Annotated in this window: 21 protein-coding genes and 1 riboswitch; of the genes, 9 read left to right on the top strand and 12 right to left on the bottom strand. The window is 38.2% G+C overall.

Annotation, left to right across the window (positions count from 1 at the left end; translation table 11 throughout):
• The first annotated feature begins 19 nt into the window (after window positions 1–19).
• The 3 genes from glcD (at window position 20) to F7732_RS01085 (ending at window position 3,070) form a co-directional block, all read left to right on the top strand.
• Window positions 20–1,432 carry a glycolate oxidase subunit GlcD gene (gene glcD, locus F7732_RS01095; RefSeq protein WP_151571877.1) on the top strand — a complete coding sequence of 471 codons (1,413 nt, stop codon included), beginning with the start codon at window positions 20–22 and terminating at the stop codon, window positions 1,430–1,432.
• Complete coding sequence (locus tag F7732_RS01090; RefSeq protein WP_151571876.1) at window positions 1,429–2,763, top strand: (Fe-S)-binding protein; 1,335 nt, start codon at window positions 1,429–1,431, stop codon at window positions 2,761–2,763. Before glcD ends, F7732_RS01090 begins: the two co-directional genes overlap by 4 nt.
• Window positions 2,764–2,878: 115 nt before the next feature.
• The gene (locus tag F7732_RS01085; protein ID WP_066447256.1) at window positions 2,879–3,070 is read left to right on the top strand and encodes an alpha/beta-type small acid-soluble spore protein; all 192 of its coding nucleotides are present in this window, start codon (window positions 2,879–2,881) and stop codon (window positions 3,068–3,070) included.
• 87 nt (window positions 3,071–3,157) lie between these two features.
• Here F7732_RS01085 and F7732_RS01080 read toward each other — a convergent pair whose 3' ends face one another.
• From F7732_RS01080 to F7732_RS01055, 6 genes are all read right to left on the bottom strand, one after another.
• Entirely contained in the window at window positions 3,158–3,847 is a 690-nt protein-coding gene (locus F7732_RS01080) for an anti-sigma factor domain-containing protein (protein ID WP_151571875.1), read from the bottom strand.
• Window positions 3,844–4,581, bottom strand: coding sequence for an RNA polymerase sigma factor SigI (gene sigI, locus F7732_RS01075; RefSeq protein ID WP_240056493.1), 738 nt, complete (start codon window positions 4,579–4,581; stop codon window positions 3,844–3,846). The genes F7732_RS01080 and sigI overlap by 4 nt, the downstream gene beginning before the upstream one ends.
• Before the next feature lie 318 nt (window positions 4,582–4,899).
• A complete protein-coding gene (locus tag F7732_RS01070; RefSeq protein WP_151571873.1) occupies window positions 4,900–5,382 on the bottom strand; it encodes a hypothetical protein in 483 nt (160 codons plus the stop codon).
• A 222-nt stretch (window positions 5,383–5,604) separates the two neighbouring features.
• Window positions 5,605–8,874, bottom strand: a complete 3,270-nt coding sequence (locus F7732_RS01065; protein WP_151571872.1) for an efflux RND transporter permease subunit — start codon at window positions 8,872–8,874, stop codon at window positions 5,605–5,607.
• 293 nt (window positions 8,875–9,167) lie between these two features.
• Window positions 9,168–10,550 carry a Na+/H+ antiporter NhaC gene (gene nhaC / locus F7732_RS01060; protein WP_151571871.1) on the bottom strand — a complete coding sequence of 461 codons (1,383 nt, stop codon included), beginning with the start codon at window positions 10,548–10,550 and terminating at the stop codon, window positions 9,168–9,170.
• Between the two features lie 580 nt (window positions 10,551–11,130).
• A complete protein-coding gene (locus F7732_RS01055; RefSeq protein WP_151571870.1) occupies window positions 11,131–12,711 on the bottom strand; it encodes a peptide chain release factor 3 in 1,581 nt (526 codons plus the stop codon).
• A gap of 249 nt (window positions 12,712–12,960) precedes the next feature.
• On the opposite strand from F7732_RS01055, the gene F7732_RS01050 reads away from it, so the two are divergent.
• On the top strand, window positions 12,961–14,178 hold the full coding sequence (locus F7732_RS01050; RefSeq protein ID WP_151571869.1) for a NupC/NupG family nucleoside CNT transporter: 1,218 nt from the start codon (window positions 12,961–12,963) through the stop codon (window positions 14,176–14,178).
• 81 nt (window positions 14,179–14,259) lie between these two features.
• Here F7732_RS01050 and treC read toward each other — a convergent pair whose 3' ends face one another.
• The 4 genes from treC to F7732_RS01030 form a co-directional block, all read right to left on the bottom strand.
• Window positions 14,260–15,945, bottom strand: coding sequence for an alpha,alpha-phosphotrehalase (treC, locus tag F7732_RS01045; protein WP_151571868.1), 1,686 nt, complete (start codon window positions 15,943–15,945; stop codon window positions 14,260–14,262).
• Between the two features lie 503 nt (window positions 15,946–16,448).
• Window positions 16,449–16,907, bottom strand: coding sequence for a GNAT family N-acetyltransferase (locus tag F7732_RS01040; RefSeq protein ID WP_151571867.1), 459 nt, complete (start codon window positions 16,905–16,907; stop codon window positions 16,449–16,451).
• 318 nt (window positions 16,908–17,225) lie between these two features.
• Window positions 17,226–17,423: a twin-arginine translocase TatA/TatE family subunit gene (locus F7732_RS01035; RefSeq protein WP_151571866.1), complete on the bottom strand. Its 198-nt coding sequence runs from the start codon at window positions 17,421–17,423 to the stop codon at window positions 17,226–17,228.
• A gap of 173 nt (window positions 17,424–17,596) precedes the next feature.
• Window positions 17,597–18,202 carry a cell wall hydrolase gene (locus F7732_RS01030; RefSeq protein ID WP_151571865.1) on the bottom strand — a complete coding sequence of 202 codons (606 nt, stop codon included), beginning with the start codon at window positions 18,200–18,202 and terminating at the stop codon, window positions 17,597–17,599.
• A gap of 263 nt (window positions 18,203–18,465) precedes the next feature.
• A riboswitch (TPP riboswitch) is annotated at window positions 18,466–18,572 on the top strand.
• Between the two features lie 132 nt (window positions 18,573–18,704).
• Here F7732_RS01030 and F7732_RS01025 point away from each other — a divergent pair.
• From F7732_RS01025 to F7732_RS01005, 5 genes are all read left to right on the top strand, one after another.
• The gene (locus F7732_RS01025; RefSeq protein WP_151571864.1) at window positions 18,705–19,700 is read left to right on the top strand and encodes an ABC transporter substrate-binding protein; all 996 of its coding nucleotides are present in this window, start codon (window positions 18,705–18,707) and stop codon (window positions 19,698–19,700) included.
• A gap of 12 nt (window positions 19,701–19,712) precedes the next feature.
• On the top strand, window positions 19,713–20,006 hold the full coding sequence (locus F7732_RS01020; RefSeq protein ID WP_066447294.1) for a thiamine-binding protein: 294 nt from the start codon (window positions 19,713–19,715) through the stop codon (window positions 20,004–20,006).
• Window positions 20,003–20,770, top strand: a complete 768-nt coding sequence (locus F7732_RS01015) for an ABC transporter permease (RefSeq protein WP_151571863.1) — start codon at window positions 20,003–20,005, stop codon at window positions 20,768–20,770. Before F7732_RS01020 ends, F7732_RS01015 begins: the two co-directional genes overlap by 4 nt.
• Entirely contained in the window at window positions 20,767–21,513 is a 747-nt protein-coding gene (locus tag F7732_RS01010; RefSeq protein ID WP_151571862.1) for an ABC transporter ATP-binding protein, read from the top strand. The genes F7732_RS01015 and F7732_RS01010 overlap by 4 nt, the downstream gene beginning before the upstream one ends.
• 107 nt (window positions 21,514–21,620) lie before the next feature.
• Entirely contained in the window at window positions 21,621–21,845 is a 225-nt protein-coding gene (locus tag F7732_RS01005; protein WP_151571861.1) for a hypothetical protein, read from the top strand.
• A gap of 107 nt (window positions 21,846–21,952) precedes the next feature.
• Here the strand turns inward: F7732_RS01005 and F7732_RS01000 are convergent, their stop codons facing one another.
• Both F7732_RS01000 and F7732_RS00995 read right to left on the bottom strand, forming a co-directional pair.
• Window positions 21,953–22,549: a hypothetical protein gene (locus F7732_RS01000; RefSeq protein WP_151571860.1), complete on the bottom strand. Its 597-nt coding sequence runs from the start codon at window positions 22,547–22,549 to the stop codon at window positions 21,953–21,955.
• Window positions 22,524–23,063 carry an RNA polymerase sigma factor gene (locus F7732_RS00995; RefSeq protein WP_151571859.1) on the bottom strand — a complete coding sequence of 180 codons (540 nt, stop codon included), beginning with the start codon at window positions 23,061–23,063 and terminating at the stop codon, window positions 22,524–22,526. The genes F7732_RS01000 and F7732_RS00995 overlap by 26 nt, the downstream gene beginning before the upstream one ends.
• Window positions 23,064–23,681: the final 618 nt, after the last annotated feature.

The raw sequence follows: 23,681 nt of genomic DNA, 5'->3' as shown, positions 1-23,681 counted from the left end.
TTACAAAGGAGAGGGTAATATGATCCAGCCGGAAGCTAAACAGCGGCTTATTAAGATAGTCGGCATTGAAAATTTTGAAGATTCCAAAACAGAAAAACTTGTTTATTCATATGATGCAACTCCTAATTTTCAAGCAATGCCAGACGCAGTGGTGAAACCAAGGAACACAGGCGAGGTTTCTGAAATTATGAAAATCTGCAACGAATATGCAATTCCCATTGTTCCAAGAGGTTCGGGTACTAACTTATGTGCCGGTACATGTCCAAAAGAAGGCGGCCTTGTTCTTCTCTTTACACATATGCGAGAAATTCTGGAAATTGATGAAGATAATTTAACAATGACCGTTCAGCCTGGGGTAATTACACAAGATCTCATCCAAAAAGCAGAGGAAAAGGGATTCTTTTATCCTCCAGATCCAAGTTCAATGAAGATCTCAACGATTGGCGGCAATATAAATGAAAACTCCGGAGGCCTTCGCGGCTTAAAATACGGCGTAACGCGAGACTATGTTCTCGGACTTGAGGCTGTTTTGGCGAATGGCGATATTATCCGTACTGGAGGCAAATTAGCAAAAGACGTGGCAGGCTATGACCTTACAAGGTTGCTTGTTGGCTCGGAAGGAACATTAGCGATTATCACAGAAGCAACCTTAAAGCTCATTCCTATGCCTGAAACGAAGAAAACCATTCTGGCTCTTTATCATGATATGGAAGCAGCAGCACGATCGGTTTCGAAGATTATTTCCGCAAAAATCATCCCTGCCACTTTGGAATTCTTAGATCGCCCAACATTAAAGGTTGTTGAAGATTTTGCACAAATCGGCCTGCCGACAGATGTTGAAGCAGTTCTCCTTATTGAACAGGATGGACCAAAGGAAGTTGTTGAAAGAGACATTTTAAATATAGCAAAGATTTGTGAAGATGAAATGGCCATTTCTGTTCAAGTAGCACAAACAGAAGCTGAAGCTGAAGCACTTCGCACCGCACGCAGAGCAGCGCTTTCAGCACTGGCTCGATTAAGCCCAACAACGATTTTGGAGGATGCCACTGTTCCAAGATCTGAAATTGCCAATATGGTAAAAGCCATTAACGAAATAGCCCTAAAGCATGATGTAACTATATGTACATTCGGACATGCTGGAGACGGTAATTTGCATCCTACCTGTACAACTGATGCGCGTAATAAAGATGAAATGGAAAGAGTCGAAAAAGCATTTGAAGATATATTCATAAAAGCGATTGAATTAGGCGGTACTATCACAGGCGAGCATGGTGTCGGCATTATGAAAGCGCCTTATTTGGAGTTAAAGCTAAAATCTGAAGGAATAGCTGCCATGCAGGCAATAAAATCCGGCCTAGATCCAAACAACATTTTAAACCCAGGAAAAATGTTTGCCAAAGATAACCGTAAAAGAGTGGTGGTAGCAAAATGACTACAGCAAAAGAACAGCAGGAAATTCAAAACCACTTTAAGGAACGAATGAATGAAGATGAATTATTAAACTGTATGAGATGCGGATTCTGCCTGCCTTCCTGCCCAACTTATATTGAATCAGGGTATAAGGAATCACATTCTCCAAGAGGCCGGATTGCCTTAATGAAGGCTGTTGCAGATGGAATTATCGAACCAGATGAAGATGTGGAAAGAACACTTGATTTATGCCTTGGCTGCCGTGCGTGCGAGCCGGTTTGTCCATCAGGAGTTAATTATGGTCATTTGCTCGAGGAAGCACGGGATATCATCAATCAAAACAAAAAACATTCTCTCCCCGTCCGGGCATTGAGAAAAACTGTCTTCGAAGGCTTATTTCCACATCAAAATCGGATGAGAATGGCTGTTGGTTTACTTGGTTTTTATCAGCGAACCGGGCTGCAGGCCCTCACGCAAAAAACCGGACTCATGAACCTATTTCCATCCCATCTGGCGACAATGGAAAAAGTTCTGCCAAAAGCGCCAAGTCTAAAAGAAATGAAATCTCGCCCAACAGAGCTGAAGGCCACTGCAGAAGTAAAAAAGAGAGTTGCTTTTTTCTCAGGCTGTTTAATGGATACAATGTTTCTTGACACAAACAATGCTACCTTAAAGCTTCTGCAAATGGCTGGCTGTGAAATTGCTATTCCAGAGGAACAAGCATGCTGCGGGGCACTGCATGGACATAGCGGAGAAAAGGACACAGCAAAAAAAATGGCCAAAAGAAATATCGAAGCATTTGAGGACTTGGGAGCAGACTATATCATCACAAACGCGGGTGGCTGTGGTGCATTTTTAATTGATTATGACCACTTGCTTAAAGATGATGACCAATGGCATGAACGAGCACGTCAATTTACAGCAAAAATTAAAGATGTAACCGAAATACTTGTTGAAATGGATTTTCATGTTCAAATACCTTTGTCTATGCAAAATGTAACAGTAACTTATCAGGATTCATGTCACTTGCGCAATGTGATGAAGACCTCTTCTGCACCAAGATTATTGCTTCAATCAATAACTGGTGCTCATTATCAGGAAATGCAGAAGGCTGACAGCTGCTGCGGTTCTGCGGGGATCTACAATATAATTGAATCTGAAATGTCCATGAAGATTCTTGACAGCAAAATGGAGCATACGAAAAATACGAATGCAGCTATCGTTGTGACAGCTAATCCCGGCTGTCTGCTGCAAATGAAGCTTGGCATTGAAAAAGAAGGATTATCAAATCGAATGAAAGCCGTTCATATAGCAGATTTATTATATGAAGCAGCAACCTCACAGATTTCTTAAAGGATGCGAAAATTTTACCACTCATGAAAATGTGTTGTTTATAGAAACTAACTATTACAGAGAGAAATTATCCCTCTGTAGAATATATAAAATCGACATTTAGGAGTGGATATGAATGGCTAGAAGCAGCAATAAATTATTAGTACCAGGAATCGATCAATATTTAGATCAAGTGAAATATGAAATTGCACAAGAATTTGGTGTTCAGCTTGGTTCTGATACGGTTGCCCGTTCTAACGGATCTGTTGGCGGCGAAATTACGAAAAGGCTTGTAAAGCAAGCTCAATCTCAATTATCTGGTAAATAAAATAAATATGGAAATAGTCCGGTTCCTTGCAGAACCGGACTTTTAAATGTGATCTGTTTTAATTGTTCCCGAACATGCAAAGTAACCTCAGTTTTCCTGCTCATCTTGAGAGGAGCTTTTATATAACCCTACAGTTGTTCCATTTTCCACTGCGAGTTTTCGTTCAGTTAATGTTCCATAGATAACTTTCATATCAACCTCTTCAGCTTCAGCAATTTCCGATTTAACAGCCAATAATTCGCTTTGCAGCTGATCATATGATTCATTATCTTTTTCGTTATTTATAACCGCTGCTATAACAAGCGGCTCATTGGTTTCAAGGTATCCCTGTTCATTCATCTCTGCAATCACCATTGCTGCAACATCTTTTATATGAGTGTTTTTCCATTCTTTAAGGTTGTCCATTACTGCTGCTCCAGCTTGATTAAAAGGAACCATATCAATAACGTTATTCTCGCTGTTTAATTTCATTTCAAGGCTTGATTCAGTGTCAATTGAAACATATGAATATGTTTTTGTATCATGAATAAAAGGAATGGCTATCGAAGTTATGATGGCAATAAGCAGGGTTACGAGCAGGATTGCTCCTCTATTGAGTGCAGTGAAAGAAGATCTCAGGCTGAACCTCCCTTTTCGCAATGTTTCTGGTGAGGTAAATTCCATTTCTTCTCCAATTAAATAAGATTGACCTTTATTGGAAGTTTTAACAAAGTCTCCATCAGGTGTTAAAAGTGTGATGGAGTCTAAATCTATGTCTATAATGACCCCTTTTTTCATGGCTCAAGCACCGCCTTAATATAATCTCTTAAGTAAATATAATCGCCAAGGAAAATCAGACTGACAGCAATTATATATTTTCGGTTGCGCTCAATTGTCTTTCTGCTAACGTCCAGCTTTTTTTGAAGGTCTTTAATAGGCAATTTTTTCTTCTGCATCAGTGCCACGCTCATTTTTTTATCAGCAGCAATAAGTTGTGCTGCTCGTATAGCATTTCTGCGGGCATCCGCATGTTTAGGTGAAAGTTCTGCAAGCTCAGAAAATAAAATCCCAAACTCCTCTAAAACCTTTTTATAATGGAAAATTTCATCTCTTCTAGCTTCCGTATCGGATTGCTGCTTAAAGTTTCCTAATGAATAATGATCCTGACTGAATGGAGAATCACCATCTTCAACCGAATTATAGTAAGTATCTTTATATTTTGCCTGCTGTCTTATGTAGTCAATCACTTTTCTTTTTATCAGTATTTCAGAAAAAGATAAAAGCGACCTTCCCTTCTTTTCGCTAAACTGGTTTATGGCTTCATTGAAAGCGATCAGGCCAATACTAAATTCATCATCTGATTCATGGATATATCTTTTACAAACAGAAGAAACCGTCTTGGCAATGAAAGGCTTAAAAGCCTGTATCAACTCATTTTGAAGTTCAGTATCTCCTTGTTGTATTTGTCGGACTGAATCCTCTAACGACTGTTTACTTTTTTTCCAAGACAAGAGACTTAGCATTGGTCTCACCTCATTCCAAGCAATATTATATCATATGCATTTGCTTATGGATGACATGATGGAACTGATAAAAATGAAATTCCGCTCCTTAAACAACTATATTATTTCGTTCCGAACGTTAAGACTGTGGGGGTACTTTTGAAAAAAGCTGGCTTAGACCGATAAAAGATTATCCTGCAATACGCAGTTTTTTTTATTCCTTTTTTCGTCATTCTAAAAGCAGCAAAAAAACCCGAACTGCTAATTGTTCAGGTTACATCGGCTGAAATACTATTATCTCAGCCACTATCTTATATTTTTATGATCATATTTGAATGCATAATGAATTTATACAGCCTTTTTCATTCTCGCCTTCCGAATCGTTAATATAATCCAACGAATAATAAGTCCTGTAATCACGCCAGGAATCACCCCCATCATTGGTAAAAAAACCGGACCAAAAAAAATGCCAAATAATCTTACTTCTGTTGAATACATGAGTCCCACTGTGACAAAATAGGCAGAAAAAACAAAAGGCAGAAAAGATAGCTCCTCATTTTCTGGCATCGCAATTTTATATGCATCCCACATAGCAAACATATACAAACAAGGATAAAACATGAGCCACTGGAAATCCATTACTTCCACTGCCTTATCCATCTTTCCCAAGAAGCTATACATTATGCCTGCATTAAAATTACTATAAACATTTATTAGAAATTCAAGCACAACAAATAATGTGCCTTTCCATAAATGCTTTGCTAATAATTGGCTAAAGCCTGGTAAGGCGATGCTCCACAAAACAGCTTCAAGTTTTCCCATTTTTTTCATTCATTATCACCAGCTACGTTTGTATACTGTTATGTTGCTCTGGAATAAGCATAATTATCATAAAGATTCCAGTTAATTTCCTAAAATAATAAAATTTTAAAGGTATATTCTAAGATTGAGCTTTCTTAAGTCAAAAAACTCCTTTCAAGCTAAGTGTATAGAAACACTAACTTGAAAAGAGTTTAATTTAAGGTATTTTAAATCTCGTTCAAAATAATCCGATCAAAGATTATCATCATTTTTCTTATTATCATCGGTATCTTTTACAATCTTCAGCAGTTCTTCGAGCATGTTTTCCATATCTTTTTTTGAATAGCTTTTATCGTCTTTTACAGGCAGTTCTTCTTCTGCCGGCAGCTTTTCTTCCGGTGGCACTACAGCCCTTTCTTCCAATAGATAAGCTGGAATCAGCTGTCCATCTGGTGTTGCATACACCTTATTTAATCTTCTTGTATCCTTATCAAATAAGCTATATATAATTGGGATAACAAATAATGTTAAGAGTGTGGAGCTTATTAAGCCGCCAATAACCGTAATTCCCATCGGCTGGTTAATTTCCGCTCCCTCGCCTAGCCCTAGTGCAAGAGGCACTAGCCCTAAAATAGTGGTTAAGGCTGTCATTAAAATCGGGCGAGCACGATCCTTTACAGATGTAACAATGGCATCATAAGTCTTCATACCCGCTTCTTTTCGCTGATTAATATAATCGACAATCACGATGGCATTATTAACTACGATCCCGGCAAGCACAATTAATCCTATAATAGCCGTTAAGCTTACAGGTGTCCGAGTTATGGTTAAAGCAATGGCTACACCAATTACCATTAAAGGCACAGTAAATAAAATAACAAAAGGATATTTCAATGATTCAAACTGAGCTGACATCACCAGATAAATAAAGATGATCGCCAATACAAAAGCCAGAATCATATCATCAATGGAAGACTCAAGCAGTTCTCGATCTCCGCTAAAGACAATTTGAGTCTCTTCAGCCAAATCAAGAGCTTCAATCTCTTTATCCACAAGGTTTGAAAATGCACCCATATTTGTATTTGCATTATATTGAACATTAAATCCAATCGCATCCTGCTGATTAATTCTTCTTATATTAACAGGGCCTTCTCCTTGCGTAATTTCTGTTACATCGCTGAGCGGTATATATGTGTCATCCGGTTTCTTGATCAGCAATGATTTCAAGTTATCGAGATTTTGTGTCACTTCTCTATCATATTCAACATAAACACCATAGATATCAGAGTTTTCGGTTACCATCTGTGTGGCCATATTGCCGCGTGTAACATCATTTACAGCCATCGCTATTTGTGCTGGTGCCAGCCCTTGTTGAAGAGCTCTTTCTTTATCAACCGTAATTTGAATTTCTTCAACCGTATTCAAGACATCGGTAGAAATTTCAGTTACATCATCAAGATCAGACAAGGCGTTATAAATTTGCTCTGTAGCTTCATCTAGGCGAGCTGAGTCTGCATCACGCACATTAAAGGATAATGTGTTCGGAGCTGAACCTGTTGATGATTGCAGACTAAATGAAAGTTCGGCACTCTCATTTGCATTTTGAGCAGCACTTTCTAAACCGCTTTTCACATTGTCAGCAAATTCAAAGGTTGAGCGATCCCGTTCCTCCAAATCTTTCATTTTAATATATACTTCTGCAATATTAGGGCTGCCTGATCCTCTAAAAGACCCTTCCTGGGTTGTTCCAATTAATGAAACATACGTATCTACATCTGTCTCGTCTTCAAGCTCAGCCTCTAACGCTGCAATGACCTTTTCTGTCTCAGTCAAGGCTGTACCATTCTCCAATTCAACTCGAATAGAGAAAAAGCCTTCATCTGTGTTGGGCAAAAACTGAGTGCCAACTGTAGATATGCCGTATCCTCCTGCAGCTAAAAGCACTAAAGAACTGATTAAAACAAGGGCACGATTTTTTAAGGACCATTTTACTGACCCTTCAAGCCATTTTAACAGTGCAGATTCTTGTCTTTTCGCTTCAAGATTTTCTTTTGGCGCTTTCAAAAGGCGGCTTGCAAGCATTGGTACAACCGTTAATGCAACAATTAACGAAGCAAATAAACTGAATGAAATGGTTAACGCAAATTCAGTGAATAGTTCGCCAATAATCCCTGTAATAAAAGCAACTGGCAGGAACACAGCAACAGTTGTTAACGTAGAGGCTGTAATCGCTGTTCCAACTTCCTTTGCTCCGTCTCTTGCTGCTGTCTTAGGATCTTTCCCCATGTAAAGGTGGCGGTAAATATTTTCAATAACGACAATTGCATTATCGACCAGCATTCCAATTCCGAGTGCAAGTCCTCCTAAAGTCATAATATTCAATGTGAAATCTGAAAAATACATCAGCACAAATGTAAAGATGACTGAGTAAGGAATTGCAATCCCAATGATAAGCGGACTTTTTACGCTTCGTAAAAAGAAAAACAGCACAATCATTGCAAGTATTCCCCCAATGACAAGGGAACTGGATATATTGCTGATCGCCAGCTGAATATAATCACCCTGATCAAACAAAATATCTGCTTCAATATGGTCAAACTGATCTTTTTGCAGCTGCTCATCTAATGCTTCTGTAAATGCATCAGATACTTGAGCTGTATTGGCATCCGATTGCTGAAGAACACTTAGCAATACAGATGGTGCCTCATTGGTTCTTGTGATGGTCCGATCATCCTGATTTACGAGTTCTACTTCACTAATATCTGCCAGAGTTATCTCGTTCCCTGATCCATCTGCTGTAACAGTTAAATCCTCCAGCATCTCAATTGAATTCACAGTGCTGATAATTCTCGTTGTTAATTCTTTTCCATTTGTTAAAATCGTATCTCCAGGAAGCGAGATATCATTTGCCTGGATTACATCTACAACATCAGCCTGGCTTAACTTATATTCTTCAAGTCTTTCCTGATCAAGCTGCACCCGAACTTCCTTAATTGCTGTACCGGATGTGTTTACACTGGCAACACCATCTACTTTTGCCAGTTCTAGATTTAATTGATCAGCAAGTTCTCTTAAAGTTTCTTCATCTTCATTTGCACTTAAAGATAGTTGAATAATGGGAAACTGGGACGGATCAAACTTTAAAAAACGAGGCCGTTCCGCATCTTCAGGCATTTCGGTCTGATCTAATCTTTGAATTACTTCTGTTTGAATCTCATCAATGTCTGTTGTCCAGGAAAATTCCAGCAAAGTCATGTTGGCGCTTTCCTGTGATGTAGTTGTCATAGTTTTTAAGCCTGGCAGCGTGCTCAAGCTTTCCTCTAATGGCTTTGTCACTTTGTCTGCTACCTCTTCAGGACTTGCTCCTGCATAAGTGGTTACAACTACACCGACGGGCGGATTAATATCCGGAATTAATTTAAGGGGTATATTAAGAAGTGAAACTCCTCCTAATACAAGCACTAATACCATTGTTACAATTGTAAATATAGGTCTCTTTATGGAAAACTGACTTATTTGCACCTAATGTCCCCTCTCAAGTATGTATCATAGTCTACCTTTACTATATAAAAAGCTAGACTATAGATGCAAGGAACAGGCAATTAACAATTGTTGCGATTTTATGACAAATATAAAACCTGCCAATTGGAAAAAGGACGCAGACAGAGGCTTAGTAGCGCTTATCCTACCTTCCTAAAATGAGCACTGCGTCCGGGCTCTTCTCTATTGCTCATTTTTATTTTTTAAAGTATAAAAAGAGACTGGGAGCTTCTCATGAGCTCACAGCCTCTTTTCTTAGTGAAACGATTTTCCTTTTAACTGTTCTTTTTAATCGTAAGTCCCGTGATTCCATAAAGGATCGTGAGAACTGGAGACAACAAGCAAAAGAACGCAAATGGCAGATATTCCACGGTTGACACATCTAAAACACCTGTTAGGAACACGCCGCATACACTCCATGGAACTAATGGATTAATAACCGTACCTGCATCCTCTAATACACGCGATAAATTTTTCAGGTGCAGGCCCGCTTTCGTAAATGCGTTTTGAAACGTACTGCCTGTTAGCAAAATGGACAGATACTGTTCACCAATTGTTATATTAATTCCAATTGCCGTACAAGCTGCCGCAGTAATAAGAACAGGAATTTTTTTCAAATGGTTTTGGATGCCCTTTAATAAGGACGGAAGGATCCCAAGCTTAATAAATAGACCCCCTAACCCCAAAGCAAGCAATACAAGAGAGATAGAGAAAAACATGCTTTCCATTCCGCCTCTGTTCAGAAGTGAATCAACTTGTTCTACCCCCGTATCAGATTGGAAACCTGCAAACAAAATTGTCATTAAGGAAGAAAAAGAAAAATCCTTTTGAACGAAAAAGGCCAAGGCAGCTGCTGAAATGACTCCAGCAGAAAGAGTTAAAATAGAAGGCACCTTTTTGATTGCCAGTATAGCTAAAATCGCAAAAGGAATGAGAGAATACCATTTAACAAAGCCTAAATCCTTTAACGTCTCTTTAAATAAACTAATCGTCTGAAAATCCGCAGAAGCTTCCTGTGGGGAAAGAACTGCAAAAAAGATAAAGGACAATGCAAAAGCAGGAATTGTTGTCCAGGCCATGTTCTTAATGTGTTCAAATAAATCTACTTTTACAATCATAGATGCCAAATTCGTTGTATCAGACAGCGGGGACATTTTGTCGCCAAAAAAGGCACCAGAAATAACTGCCCCCGCAGTTATAGCGTCTGATAAACCTAAAGCATTGCTGATACTCATAAACGCTACTCCCAAAGTCGCTGCTGTCGTAAGCGAACTGCCAATGCTTAGACCAATTAGACTTGTAACAATAAAAACAATTGCATAATAGAATTGGCCATTTACGGTCTCTAATGCCAGATAAATAAAAGTAGGGATCGTTCCGCTTGCCATCCAGCTGCTAATTAACATGCCAATGAAAAAGAAAATAAAGATGGCGCCGATTCCAGACTTTGCTCCTTCAAATATCCCTTCTTCAATATTTGAAACTTTCACCCTTTTGCATAAACCATAAAGAATCAATGTTATGATGGCGAAGATAATCGGAATATGAGGAGTTACCTCTAAACCGATAATCGAATAACTAACTCCCCCTATCACCAAAATAGTGATGATGATTGCTTCCCAGACTGATATCTCTTGTGCTGACTTAACATGCTGCATAAAAATCCCTCCACAATACATTCAAGCATTTCCTTTAAGTGTCCTTTTAAGAGAACGACTAGAAATAGATGTACTTGTACTTTCTTCAAAATTAGCTGCTGTGCCGTATTATTAATAATGCTTCTAATTTATACTTTCCGAAAGTGCAAGCAAAAAAAGCCGAGCTTTTCCCCTGTAAATATAGGGACGAAATAGCTCCGCGTTACCACCCTAATTGATAAACATGGACTTTCAGATGAAAACCATTACTTTATCCACTTCATTAGTTAATGTCATTTTTGCACAGTTGTACTTGGAAATAAAGGCTGCCTGAATTTTCACCGTCTATTCAGTCTCTGGCTGCTGCATACCCATACTCTACTCTTTGCTGCTGACATTGCCTATTCACTTTTTCACTTAAACGCTTTTAGGTATTAAAGTATTATTTAATAATTAAACTATATCTGCTCCCTTTTAATGTGTCAAGAATTTTTTAAGGAATGCAAATTAGCATAAATAAAAAAACCGAAAGATTAGAAAAACGTTTTTCTAATCTTTCGGATATATAGTCTGGTTCAAAACTCATGTCCAACTCTTTATTTTACGACTGAGTGTCCATTGGATTATATAATGCTACATCTGGATTTTTTTCTTGGAACCAGCGTAATGCGAAATCATTTTCAAATAAAAATACGTATTTGTCATATCGATCTTTTACAAGTAAACTGCGTGAACTGGAGAGATTTTCATTTATTTCTTCTTTTTCAACCCAGCGCGTGATTTTAGAACCTAAGCGTTCCATATACACTTCAGTATTGTATTCATTTTTCATGCGATGTTCGAATACTTCAAATTGCAGCTGTCCAACAGCACCAAGCAGGTATTCATCTGTTTTAACACTTTTAAATAGCTGAATGGCCCCTTCTTGGACAAGCTGTCCAATGCCTTTATGAAAATGCTTTTGCTTCATCACGTTTTTTGCTGTTACACGCATAAATAACTCAGGCGTGAATTGCGGCAATCGTTCATATTGGAAATTATTTTTTCCTACTGTCAATGTATCGCCAATTTGATAGGTGCCCGGATCATAGATACCTATAATATCTCCGCTTACAGCTTCATCTACCGTGCTGCGGTCATCTGCCATAAATTGAGTCGATTGAGCTAACTTGATCTGTTTGCTGATGCGTGGAACATTTACATTCATGCCTCTTTCAAACTTACCAGAACAAATGCGCAGAAAAGCAATCCGGTCACGGTGAGCAGGATTCATATTGGCTTGAATTTTAAAGATAAAACCTGAGAAATCCTCTGACAATGGATCAATTTCTCCTGACGTAGAATTACGCGGCTGAGGAGATGGTGCAAATTGCAGATAAGACTCTAAGAAGGTTTGCACGCCGAAATTAGTCAGCGCAGACCCAAAAAATACTGGCGTTAATTCCCCGTCTCTTATGCGCTCTCTAGAAAATTCATTGCCTGCTTCGTTTAACAGCATAATTTCTTCTAAAGTCTGTTCATATAAGCCAGATTCCTTTAAATTGTGGGCTCCCGCTATCTCTCCCTCATCATTCAGAGAAATAAAGCGCTCATCCTCTTCTACACGGAACTGTTCAATCCGATTATTGAAACGATCATAAATGCCCAGGAATTCTTTACCCATTCCAATCGGCCAGTTCATTGGATATGATTCGATTCCCATCACTTCTTCAAGCTCTGCAAGAAGTTCCAATGGTGTTTTCCCTTGGCGGTCGAGTTTGTTAATAAATGTAAAAATAGGAATACCTCTCATCCGGCAAACCTTAAATAACTTTAGTGTTTGATCTTCTATCCCTTTTGCAGAATCAATGATCATGACTGCACTATCAACAGCCGTTAATGTTCTATATGTGTCTTCACTGAAATCCTGGTGACCAGGTGTATCCAAAATGTTGACGCGAGCTCCATTATAATCAAACTGCATGACACTTGACGTAACAGAAATTCCACGCTGCTTCTCGATTTCCATCCAGTCGCTGGTTGCGTATTTACCAGTTTTCTTTCCCTTTACAGTTCCAGCGTCTCTAATCGCTCCGCCAAATAACAGAAGCTTTTCGGTTAATGTTGTTTTGCCTGCATCCGGGTGGGATATTATAGCAAATGTTCTTCTTGATAAAACTTGATCTTTTAAATTTTTAGACATGTATCTTCCTCACAACTTTCATTTGTCATACCCTCAATTGTATCGTCCGCCGCAAGAGTTTGCAATCCTCTTTTCCTGACAGTGTTTTTCACGTCATTCACATGCTTATCCTTTACTTTAATGGGTATACTTCTAGAAGTTTGTTTCTTCAGTCACTGGTATCTCTATTTTAAACATATTCACATGTTGTCAGTCCGTTTGTACATAATACTACTATTGCAGCTTTGAATACTTTATTGAGGTGATATTATGAATTTCATTTGGGGCCTTTTTGGAATCATTGTCGTCCTTGGCATCGGCTTCCTTTTATCAAATAACCGCAGCTCCATAAAGCTCAGAACCATTTTATCCGGGTTAGCGATTCAAATTCTCTTTGGCTTTCTGGTTCTAAAATGGGAAACAGGAAGAAGCGTATTAAACTGGTTAACAATGCGGGTAAATGATATTATCAGCTATGCAAATGAAGGAATTAACTTTTTATTTGGCGGCATTTTTACGGAACAGTCTGGCATTACTTCCGTTTTTGCTTTTCAAGTATTACCGGTTGTTATTTTCTTTTCGTCTTTAATCTCTGTACTCTACTATCTAAAAATTATGCAATTTTTTATTAAGATTCTGGGTGGAGGTCTTTCTTGGCTCTTAGGAACTCGTAAAGCAGAATCTCTTTCCGCTGCCGCAAATATTTTTGTGGGACAAACGGAGGCACCCCTTGTTGTCAAACCCTATATTGCCCGCATGTCTCAATCTGAGCTGTTCGCAGTAATGACGGGGGGACTTGCATCCGTTGCCGGTTCCGTTCTGATTGGATATTCACTGCTTGGCGTTCCATTAGAATATTTAATAGCTGCCAGCTTTATGGCTGCCCCTGCTGGTCTTGTAATGGCCAAGCTAATTTTGCCAGAAACAGAGGGCATAGAAGAACCTCAGGAATTTGAGATGGAAGATGACAAAGATGCAGCGAATGTCATTGATGCTGCCGCAAAAGGAGCCAGCGTAGGCCTTAACCTTGCTCTTAATATCGGCGCAATGCTCCTAGCATTTATCGCCATTGTTGCTCTATTGAATGGTCTTTTAAGCGGAATCGGCAGTCTATTTGGATATGGAGATATTTCAATTGAGATGATCTTAGGCTATATCTTCTCACCGCTTGCATTCGCAATCGGAGTACCATGGGACGAAGCTGTTACAGCAGGGAATTTCATAGGACAAAAGCTTGTTCTAAATGAATTTGTTGCATATTCAGCTTTTGCACCTGAAATCGATCAGCTCACAGACAAAACCGTTGCTATTATTAGCTTTGCTTTGTGCGGATTTGCCAATATTTCCTCTCTAGGCATCCTTTTAGGCGGACTTGGAAACCTGGCACCTAATCGCCGTGCAGACATTGCAAAGCTTGGCATAAAAGCTGTTATTGCCGGGACACTTGCTTCTTTGCTTAGTGCAGCAATTGCTGGAATGTTATTCTAAGCACTCTTTCTATTCAGTCAAATGAATCATATATGAAAATAAAAAGGTAATTGCTTCTGAATTCGCAATTACCTTTTTATATTATTTTTTTAAATAATAAACGATCGATTCATACGGCCGAAGCTTTATCTCGGCAAACGGTTCTGGAGAGTGCTCATAATTTGAAAGCAGTATCTCAGCCTTATAGCCATCAATATTTTCTTCGTCCGGCAGCTTAAAGGATGCCGAATCAGTATAAAAGTTGTTGACTACAAGCAATTTATCATTTTCTCCATTGCGAATATAAGCAAATATTCGCTCATCGTTTTCAGCCAGCAGCTGATAGTCACCTGTTGTAATTATGTCAAACTGTTTACGAAGGCTGATTAGCTTTTGGTAATGATAAAATACGGATTCTTCATCTTTTAATGCATTTTCTGCATTAATATTTTCGTAATTTCCTGCTACATTAATCCATGGAGTGCCGCTTGTAAAACCTGCATGAGGCTGACTATTCCACTGCACTGGTGTACGTGAATTATCCCGTGATTTGCTCTTTAGGATCTCTATAATTTCTGCCTCACTTTTCCCTTGCTGCTGCATAAGTTTATACATGTTAAGTGATTCAACATCTCGATACTCATCAATAGAATCAAAGCCCGGATTGGTCATCCCAAACTCTTCTCCCTGATAAATATATGGCGTGCCTTGCATCATATGAATGGTTGTCGCAAGCATTTTAGCTGATTCACGGTGATACTCCTTGTCGTTGCCATAGCGTGATACAACACGCGGCTGATCATGATTGCACCAGAAAAGAGCATTCCATCCGCCGCCTTTATGCATGCCTGTTTGCCATTCAGATAAAATTTGCTTCAGCTTAATAAAATCAAAATCCGCTAGAGCCCATTTTTCGCCATTAGGGTAATCTACTTTTAAATGATGAAAATTAAACGTCATGCTAAGTTCCGTCTGGTCTGGGTTTGAATACTTAATACAGTGTTCAATACTAGTAGATGACATTTCACCCACTGTTAAGGAGTCATATTTTGAAAAAACGTTTTGGTTCATTTCCTGCATGTATTCATGAACTCTCGGCCCATCTGTATAGAACTTACGGCCGTCACCTGGAGGAATGGACCCATCATCATCGGCAAAGCTCTGATCCTTTGAAATAAGGTTGATAACATCCAGTCGAAAGCCATCAATACCTTTCTCAAACCAGAAATGCATCATATCATATAGCTTTTGGCGCAGTTCTTCGTTTTCCCAATTTAAATCTGCCTGAGTAACATCAAATAAATGCAAATAATATTGGCCGGTCTGTTCATCAAGCTTCCAGGCAGAACCTCCAAACTTAGACTGCCAATTATTTGGCTCGCTTCCATCTTCCTTTGGCTCTTTCCAAATATAATAATCTCTGTAAGGATTATGGCGAGATTTTCTCGCTTCCTGGAACCAGTCATGCTCCGTCGATGTATGATTGACAACAATATCCATGATTACTTTAATGCCACGTGCATGAGCTTCCTTCAAAAGACTTTCAAAATCATTCATTGTCCCATATTCAGCTTGAATACGGAAGTAATCGCTAATATCATACCCGTTATCTCGCTGAGGAGAAGCATAGATGGGCGTAAGCCATAAACAATCAACACCAAGCTCCTTTAAGTAATCGAGCTTATCAATAATTCCAGGCAAATCTCCTACACCATTTCCAGTCGTATCATTAAAGCTTTTCGGATAAATTTGATATACTACAGCTTTTTTCCACCATGGTTCATTCACTATTCATCACACCTGTTGTTAGTTTTATTGTTTCACCAAGATATTTTTCTGGTAAAGAATGATTCTGTAATGTTTTTAAACAAGCCTAAAACTCAAACTTGTATATACATGTTTCTGTTTTCGCTTTCATTTTAACTTGTATAAACATCTCAGTCAAATCATTTGTTACAGCTGATTCAAATCTCTGATTCTTTTTTATAAAAAAAAGGGTTTTCTACTTTTTCCTGAGCTGTGGTGAACAGCCTCTAAGGCGGTCTGCCTCCAGCAAGGCAGCAGCTTTCGTCTGTCATCAAATAACTATTCTGCTCTGCTTTTGCCATCTCCAGTCATATCGCTAAAATGCTGCTTAGCACTATTAAAAAGAAGCGCCTTTAAAAAAGGAGCTTACTTTTAATAGCAGCCTATTCATTTTTTATCCATCTAATAGTCCTTTCAAAACGTCCAAAGCAAAAAAGCTCAAAATAATTTTGAGCTTCCAGCATTATATTGTGAATTGTAGTATTTTACTGGTTAATCGTTTTGACAACGGCCATTTCTTTTCCAAAGCGATCTCCGTAATCGATAAACCCCAAGCTCTCGTATAAACCATGTGCCCCTAAATTTTCGGGATGATAGCCTACAACGAGCTTCTTTGCGTTTGGCAGATTGGACATTTTTGAAATCATTATTGAAGAAGCATCCTTACCAATGCCCTTACCCTGAAATCTATGATCAATCATTATTCTGTAAATCCAGTAACCATCAAGTTCTTCCGGTTCCGTATTATACATTAAAAAACCTGCAACTTTATCACCATAATATATAACAAACGGTCTTAATGACGGTTCAAATTTAGACTGCAGAATCGATATTGCATTGTTTTCTATAAATTTTTCTTGATTCTCTGTTATCTGCAATGAACAGCACTCATACCAGTTTTCTGCTGTTAATTCAGCCAATCTTACTATTTTGTCAATACTCAAAATTTATCCCCTTTCTAATATGGGGAACTGCTAATTGTTAATTAGACGTTACCCCGTTAGTGCATGCTGTATAAGTCATTAATTTATTTTTCATAATGAACGCCTCCTTGAACAATTGCTTTTTTTTTAATACTCCTCTATCCTATCACAGTTCCTTATAAAAATTACACAGATTATATGCACTCAAGCTCATTTCAGCATGACAAGATCTGTACAATGTAAAAGGACTTACATTTCGGGAAATGAAAAGGCTCAAATCACGAATGATCTGAGCCTGTATATCTGTGCTTATATTAATTTAAATTCTCTAAACTAAACTTAATCTTTACTTAAAGAATTCTTTGGTTTGTCTTTAGGTTCATCTTCATCAGAAGTTAAATCTTTTGCAGAGTTTTTGAACTCTTTCAGAGTTTGTCCAAAAGCACGGCCAATTTCCGGCAATTTTTTGGGTCCAAAGATAATAAGTGCTAATACTAATATAAGAATTAAACCTGGAATACCTATATTTGATAACATAACAACCACTCCTTTACTTGCATCATAGACGAAGATAAACAGAAATTCAAGTAACCCAGTAATACGCCCATATCAAAACCACCTATGTCAATGGCAGGTAAACCTGCTGAAGCTTCTTCTAAATCCAGGTCTCTCTTCCCTTAAAAACAAAAAGTAACATAGCTTCTGCCATGTTACTTTGCAAAACGGTGTTTTCCAATTTCACCTGTAACGGTTTGAGCTCTTAACCAGGTGCTATCCGTCAAATCCGGATTAAAGAAAAAAACAGCTTCGTTATTCCCTTGTCCCTCTAAAGCTATTGCCTCATTTACTGCCTTTTTTGCCTCTTTATCAGCTGGTTTATTAATGCTCCCATTGTCGACAGGCTGAAATTGTCTCTTTTCATAAATCACTTGCTTAATACTATCAGGAAATCGCTCATCTTCTACTCGATTTAAAACAACTTGAGCCACTGCAACCTTTCCTTTATAAGGTTCACCTTTTGCTTCAGCATGAACAAGCCGGGCAAGCAAGTCTTTCTCTTTCTTGGATATTGTATTAGGTATAATTAACTTATCTCCAGAATTAATAGCTTCTTCTGACAAATGATTAACTTCTTTTAATTCCAGCTCTGATACTGAGAATTTCAGTGCCACATCATATAATGTTTCCTGATCCTTAACCGTATAAATGGTAACAGAGTCCAGCGTTTCAGCATTTATTTTCTTTGGTTCAGTAAATGTATATTGGAATGAGACCATGACAATAGCAGCAATCATGCTTAGAACAAATTTTTTCATTCGTTCTCCTCCATTCATTATAGTCTCGGCACAACAGAAACTACTGTAACACATTGTTCAAGAATAGGACAAACTCAATCTTTTCCATGGTTAAAATGGTAAAATCTTCTTCCGCCATTTTTCTTGCTAAAAAATAAAAAGCTTTTTACTAGAAATTTCTTATTTTTTTGCTATAATGAAGACGTAATGTGGAACGCTAACCATTTTTAAACAAATACTTTACAATTATGTAAAGACTGAGACTTTTGAATATAATTTCATATCGTTTTATGTAGGGGAACCGCTCTGCGGTTGAGATTTCATTATATAATGATAACCCTTTGAACCTGATCTGGCTGATACCAGCGTAGGGAACATAATGTAATGCAATATTATGCTTATTTATTATGTCCCCTGGCTGCAGCAGCCAGGGGTTTTATGTTTATAAGGGAATTGTTCCATACTACTCATATGACATTAACTGAGATCTTCACGGTATGATCTGCACAATGAGGAGGAAATTATGAAAAAATGGATGTTAACTGCATCGTTATTAATGGTTTTAACGGCTTGCGGAAATAACGAAGATACGGAAAACAACAGCAGCAATGAAGCGGAAGAACTTGAAGAAGTGACAGTAGTTCTGGATTGGACACCAAATACAAATCATACTGGACTTTATGCAGCCGTTGAAAATGGCTATTTTGAAGAAGCAGGACTTGATGTCGACATTATTTTGCCTGGTGATGCTAGTGCAGATCAATTGATTGCTTCAGGCAAAGCAGATTTTGGAGTCAGTTACCAGGAAAGCATTACACAAGCAAGGGTTCAGGGTGTACCGCTTGTTTCGATTGCAGCTGTCATACAGCATAATACATCAGGCTTTGCTTCTCCTGTAGAAAAAAACATTGAGACTCCTAAAGATTTTGCAGGAAAAACATACGGAGGCTTCGGATCTCCAGTTGAAGAGCAAATCCTTGAATCCTTAATGAGATCTGAGAATGCAAGTGCCGATGATGTTACGATCTTAAATATTGGCAGTGCAGATTTCTTCACTTCAGTTGAAAGAGATGTTGATTTTTCTTGGATCTTTTACGGCTGGACTGGAATTGAAGCAGAATTACGCGGTATAGATTTAAATATGATCTATCCTACCGATTACTCGGAAAATCTGGATTATTATACACCTGTTCTTGCCACTAACGAAGATATGATCAGCTCTAATCCTGAAATGATTGAAGCATTTTTAGAGGGAGCTTCAAAAGGGTATGAATATGTAATTGAAAATCCAGCGGAAGCTGCTGACATTCTAATAGAAGCAGTTCCAGACCTGGATCCTGAACTAGTTAAGAAAAGCCAGGAATGGCTGGCACCACGTTATCAGGATGATGCCGATCAATGGGGAGTACAAAAACTAGAAGTATGGGAAAACTACGGTAATTGGATGTTTGAAAATGGATTGCTCGATGGCGAACTGGATGCAGAAAAAGCATTTACGAACGAATACTTACCAAAATAGGGGGAGAAAATCTTGGCTAATTCTTTAGTGAGTATACAAATCATTCCAAAAACTAAAAATGGGGAAAATGTCATTCCGTACGTTGACGAGGCGATTGCCATTATTGATGCGTCCGGCATCAAATATGAGGTACACCCTCTTGAAACTACTATGGAAGGTGACCTAGATCAAATTTTTGCGGTTATTAAGAAAATGAACGAAAAAATGATTGAGATTGGCAGTTCCAATGTTATCTCTCAAATCAAAATTCTATTCCAGCCAGATGGCATTACAATGGATACCTTAACGGAGAAATATAAAGGATGAATACTGCTTTAAAGAAAGGATGGAGACCAATACTTGTTCTCCTCCTTTTATTCTTATTATGGGAAGGGATTGTCAGGTTTGTTGAAGCACCATCCTGGCTAGTCCCGGCGCCAAGCCTGATTTTTCAGGAAGCATATAACGGCTGGTCTCAGTTTGCACCTCACCTGCTTTCGACGACTAGCTTATCACTATATGGCTTTGCGATTGGTGCAGCTGTTGGGCTTGCCGCTGCCTTTTTACTGCACATGCTTCCTTTTGTTAGAGAATCAGTTTATCCGCTTCTCATTCTGTCGCAAAACGTGCCAGTTATCGTACTTGCCCCGCTTTTGGTCATCTGGTTTGGATTTGGAATTCTGCCGAAAGTCATTGTCATTACTCTTGTCTGCTTTTTTCCTATTACGGTTGCTGCACTCGATGGGTTTAAACAAACACCTGCCGACTTAAAGCATTATATGAAAATGGCTGGAGCAACTAAACAGCAGCTTTTTTGGAAGTTAGAACTGCCTGCCGCTTTACCCAGCATCTTTTCCGGTATTAAGATCTCGGCAACTTATAGTGTAATGGGTGCAGTGATTTCAGAATGGGTTGGTGCCAGGATGGGAGTTGGTGTTTACATGACATTAGCGTCTTCTTCCTTCCGCTCTGATCGAGTGTTTGTTGCCATCTTCGCCATTATGATCCTCAGTCTTTTATTCTTCTCACTCATTAAACTTGTTGAGAAGCTGATGGTACGCTGGAAATGGAAGGAGACTAAAGCAAAATGACCGTACTATCTTTAACGAACCTATCAAAACGTTTTGGTTCTAATCATGTTTTAGACGGACTGGAATTGCATATAAAAAAAAGTGAATTTGTCTCAATCCTAGGGCCTTCCGGCAGCGGAAAAAGCACGCTGTTTCATATGATTGGCGGATTGCTGACTCCTGATGAAGGAACAATTTCTTTAAACGAAGAAAAGATTAACGGAATAACGGGGAAAATCAGCTATATGCCACAATCTCCATCACTGCTGCCTTGGAGAAGCATTTTAGATAACACACTCTTAGGTCAGGAACTTCAAGGAAAAACAGATGAAAGCCGTGCAAAGGAAATGCTGAAAGTAGCTGGTCTCGGAGAGTATTTAAACGCATACCCCCATGAGTTATCAGGAGGAATGAAACAAAGAGCAGCATTTATTCGTGCACTTTTAAGCCCGCAGGAATTAATGCTTTTAGATGAGCCTTTTTCTGCTTTGGACGAGCTGACACGATCTGATATGCAGCAATGGCTTTTGCAAATATGGGAAAAGCATAAACCGACCATCCTTTTTGTTACCCATAATATTGAAGAAGCAATTCTTTTATCAGATCGAATTGTTATTTTATCTCACCGTCCTGCCAAAATAAAAGAAGAAGTGATTGTTCCTTTTTCCCGTCCACGAAATGAACAATTGCCTTTATCTGAGGAATTTATTCACTTTAGACAAAAGCTGCACAAATTATTACAAGAAGAAAATAAGCAACCCTAATAAAAACAGGAAATTTCACCCAGTATAAAATAAACACTTCTCCCTATTCCTTAATTTGGAAGGTGGATTTAATCTATTAGTATACCTATCAGATGGGAGGAATATAGATGAAAAAAAGATTACTATGTTTGCTTTTAATTCTATTTGCCTTCACACCAACGATACAAGCAGAGAATTTGGCAAAGGACGCTGAAGGACCCGATGTAATAAAGCCTGATGCAGAAAGAATTTGCTGGTACTGTACAGAATACGAGTACTTTGGCGGTAATGGAATTCCTTATGGAAAACGCTGTATTGATGGTTATTGGAGCCCCATCTGTCTGGAGTTTTAAAACTCTATACATAAACGCTTAGTCTTAATTTGCTAAGCGTTTTTCTATGCTCAAAAAGGTCAGTTTTTATTGAGTCTTAAAATCAATATTGATCAGCCATATAGTAATCAATTAGGGACAATCATTCTAATCATATTTATAAACGCTTTTCCTTCGTCCCCTTCTAGTTTATACAATTGCTCGCTCCCCAATGTTTTAATAAAATATTGTTCATTTTCCTCCCAAAACTTCATTTTCAGCTGCTTATTTTCTGAAAACACAAGCATTATATCATACTTGGCAGCCGTTACAGGAAGATACTCTTCCTCCTTAGAATGGTTGATCATTTCAGTCACAATCTTAGAATAGGAAGGATCCTGTATAATGGACTGCCCCTTTGTATACGAATATTCAATAGCAGAAAACGCAGAGTCAGATAACGACGGCGAAACAACAATATATTCAATATTCTCAGCTTTTAAGGTCCCGACAGCAACCTTATCCTCCAGAATATCATCGGCAAAAATCATAATGTAACTGAACAGAAAACAAGCTGATATGGCAAAAATAGCGGTTAAAAATCTTGGGATAATATGGCGCTTCTTTTTCCTGCTGTGCTCAATGGCACGAATGATGCGGTGGCGGGTTTGCTGTTTTTGTCTATTTGATCTATTGATCCTATTTAATTCGTTAAAAGGTTCATCCATTCGAGAAGACTTCCTCATAACGCTCCCCCTTTTTCTCCAGCTCCTTTTTTAAAGATGCCAATGCCCGTGATGTTGTAATTTTAACTTTGTTTTCACTCCAATTCAGAATGGATGCTGTATCTTTAATTGAAAACTCTTTGATTTTCCTCAGAATTATTACTTCCTGATAGCTAAGCTTCAGTTTTTTTATCGCTTTGTATAAGACTTCAATTTTTTCGCCTTTTAAGATGATCTCCTGAGGGGTTTCACCTTGAGAGCCAAACTGAAAATGTTCAATCGGAATAAACAAAAAACGATTTTTCTTGCGCAGATAATCTATTGCAATATGACGAGAAATCTTAATCAGCCATGTAAAAATATGTGATTCTCCGTTAAATTGATGCATGTATTTGTACGCTCTGATAAAAGTATCTTGTGTGAGATCCTCCGCAGCTCCTTTTTCATGTACGAGAAGGAAAATATAGCTATAAATTTTATCACTGTATTCATCATAAATTTGTTCGAATGCTGAATCAGAAACTGAATTAACCAAATGGAAGCCTCCCCGTTTCTGTTATGGTTCCTGTAAAAATAAACATAATATTATGAATACTCAACAAGATACTACTACATTACCAATGATCGTTATGAAAATCCACCTATTTTTTACATTTTTTCATGTGTTTGTATCTTTTTTCCTGCAATACCTTAGCCACTTAATACGTTTGCCTTGTTTTAATAGTATTTGTCCATAATAGTACGAACGCAGTGTAACCTTTTTATTTTCAATCTAGTAATCACTTATTCAGCAAAAATATCAGGAAGATCGACTTAACTTTTATTACTTTCTAAACACTAGTGCTGATTGACCTACCAACCTCTATCCTGTTTCTTCCTTCCTGCCTGCTGTTTCATTTTTAATACCCTATTCTCCCTTTTTCTCATTTTTTCCATATTGTAGAAGCATCCCAAATGATTTTTTGCTATTTCTAGGCATGAATGTCTATTAATTTGTAAAAAGGTTGTTTATTAAGTCCTGATGCCAACATATACGGCTGTTCCCATTGTCTCATTTTGTTTTTATCGTTTTATAATTCGATATTTTCTGACAACTTGTGCGGTTTTTTTTCGATAAAGTCTTTGTATCGGCAATTGCAGGTACAGGAAAGGG

The sequence above is a fragment of the Bacillus mesophilum genome (assembly GCF_008923265.1).
GTDB classification, from domain to species: domain Bacteria; phylum Bacillota; class Bacilli; order Bacillales; family Cytobacillaceae; genus Cytobacillus; species Cytobacillus mesophilum.
Note: the sequence above shows the minus strand (reverse complement) of the source record. Positions and strands in the feature narration are given on the sequence as shown.

Bases quoted from the DNA above. Each gene is read 5' to 3' on its own strand.
- F7732_RS01055 (WP_151571870.1), bottom strand. From the start codon at position 12,711: ATGTCTAAAAATTTAAAAGATCAAGTTTTATCAAGAAGAACATTTGCT.
- F7732_RS01085 (WP_066447256.1), top strand. From the start codon at position 2,879: ATGGCTAGAAGCAGCAATAAATTATTAGTACCAGGAATCGATCAATAT.
- F7732_RS01080 (WP_151571875.1), bottom strand. From the start codon at position 3,847: ATGAAAAAAGGGGTCATTATAGACATAGATTTAGACTCCATCACACTT.
- glcD (WP_151571877.1), top strand. From the start codon at position 20: ATGATCCAGCCGGAAGCTAAACAGCGGCTTATTAAGATAGTCGGCATT.
- F7732_RS01035 (WP_151571866.1), bottom strand. From the start codon at position 17,423: ATGTTATCAAATATAGGTATTCCAGGTTTAATTCTTATATTAGTATTA.
- F7732_RS01050 (WP_151571869.1), top strand. From the start codon at position 12,961: ATGAATTTCATTTGGGGCCTTTTTGGAATCATTGTCGTCCTTGGCATC.
- F7732_RS01025 (WP_151571864.1), top strand. From the start codon at position 18,705: ATGAAAAAATGGATGTTAACTGCATCGTTATTAATGGTTTTAACGGCT.
- F7732_RS01000 (WP_151571860.1), bottom strand. From the start codon at position 22,549: ATGAGGAAGTCTTCTCGAATGGATGAACCTTTTAACGAATTAAATAGG.
- F7732_RS01015 (WP_151571863.1), top strand. From the start codon at position 20,003: ATGAATACTGCTTTAAAGAAAGGATGGAGACCAATACTTGTTCTCCTC.
- F7732_RS01090 (WP_151571876.1), top strand. From the start codon at position 1,429: ATGACTACAGCAAAAGAACAGCAGGAAATTCAAAACCACTTTAAGGAA.
- nhaC (WP_151571871.1), bottom strand. From the start codon at position 10,550: ATGCAGCATGTTAAGTCAGCACAAGAGATATCAGTCTGGGAAGCAATC.
- F7732_RS01070 (WP_151571873.1), bottom strand. From the start codon at position 5,382: ATGAAAAAAATGGGAAAACTTGAAGCTGTTTTGTGGAGCATCGCCTTA.
- F7732_RS01030 (WP_151571865.1), bottom strand. From the start codon at position 18,202: ATGAAAAAATTTGTTCTAAGCATGATTGCTGCTATTGTCATGGTCTCA.
- F7732_RS01010 (WP_151571862.1), top strand. From the start codon at position 20,767: ATGACCGTACTATCTTTAACGAACCTATCAAAACGTTTTGGTTCTAAT.
- F7732_RS01005 (WP_151571861.1), top strand. From the start codon at position 21,621: ATGAAAAAAAGATTACTATGTTTGCTTTTAATTCTATTTGCCTTCACA.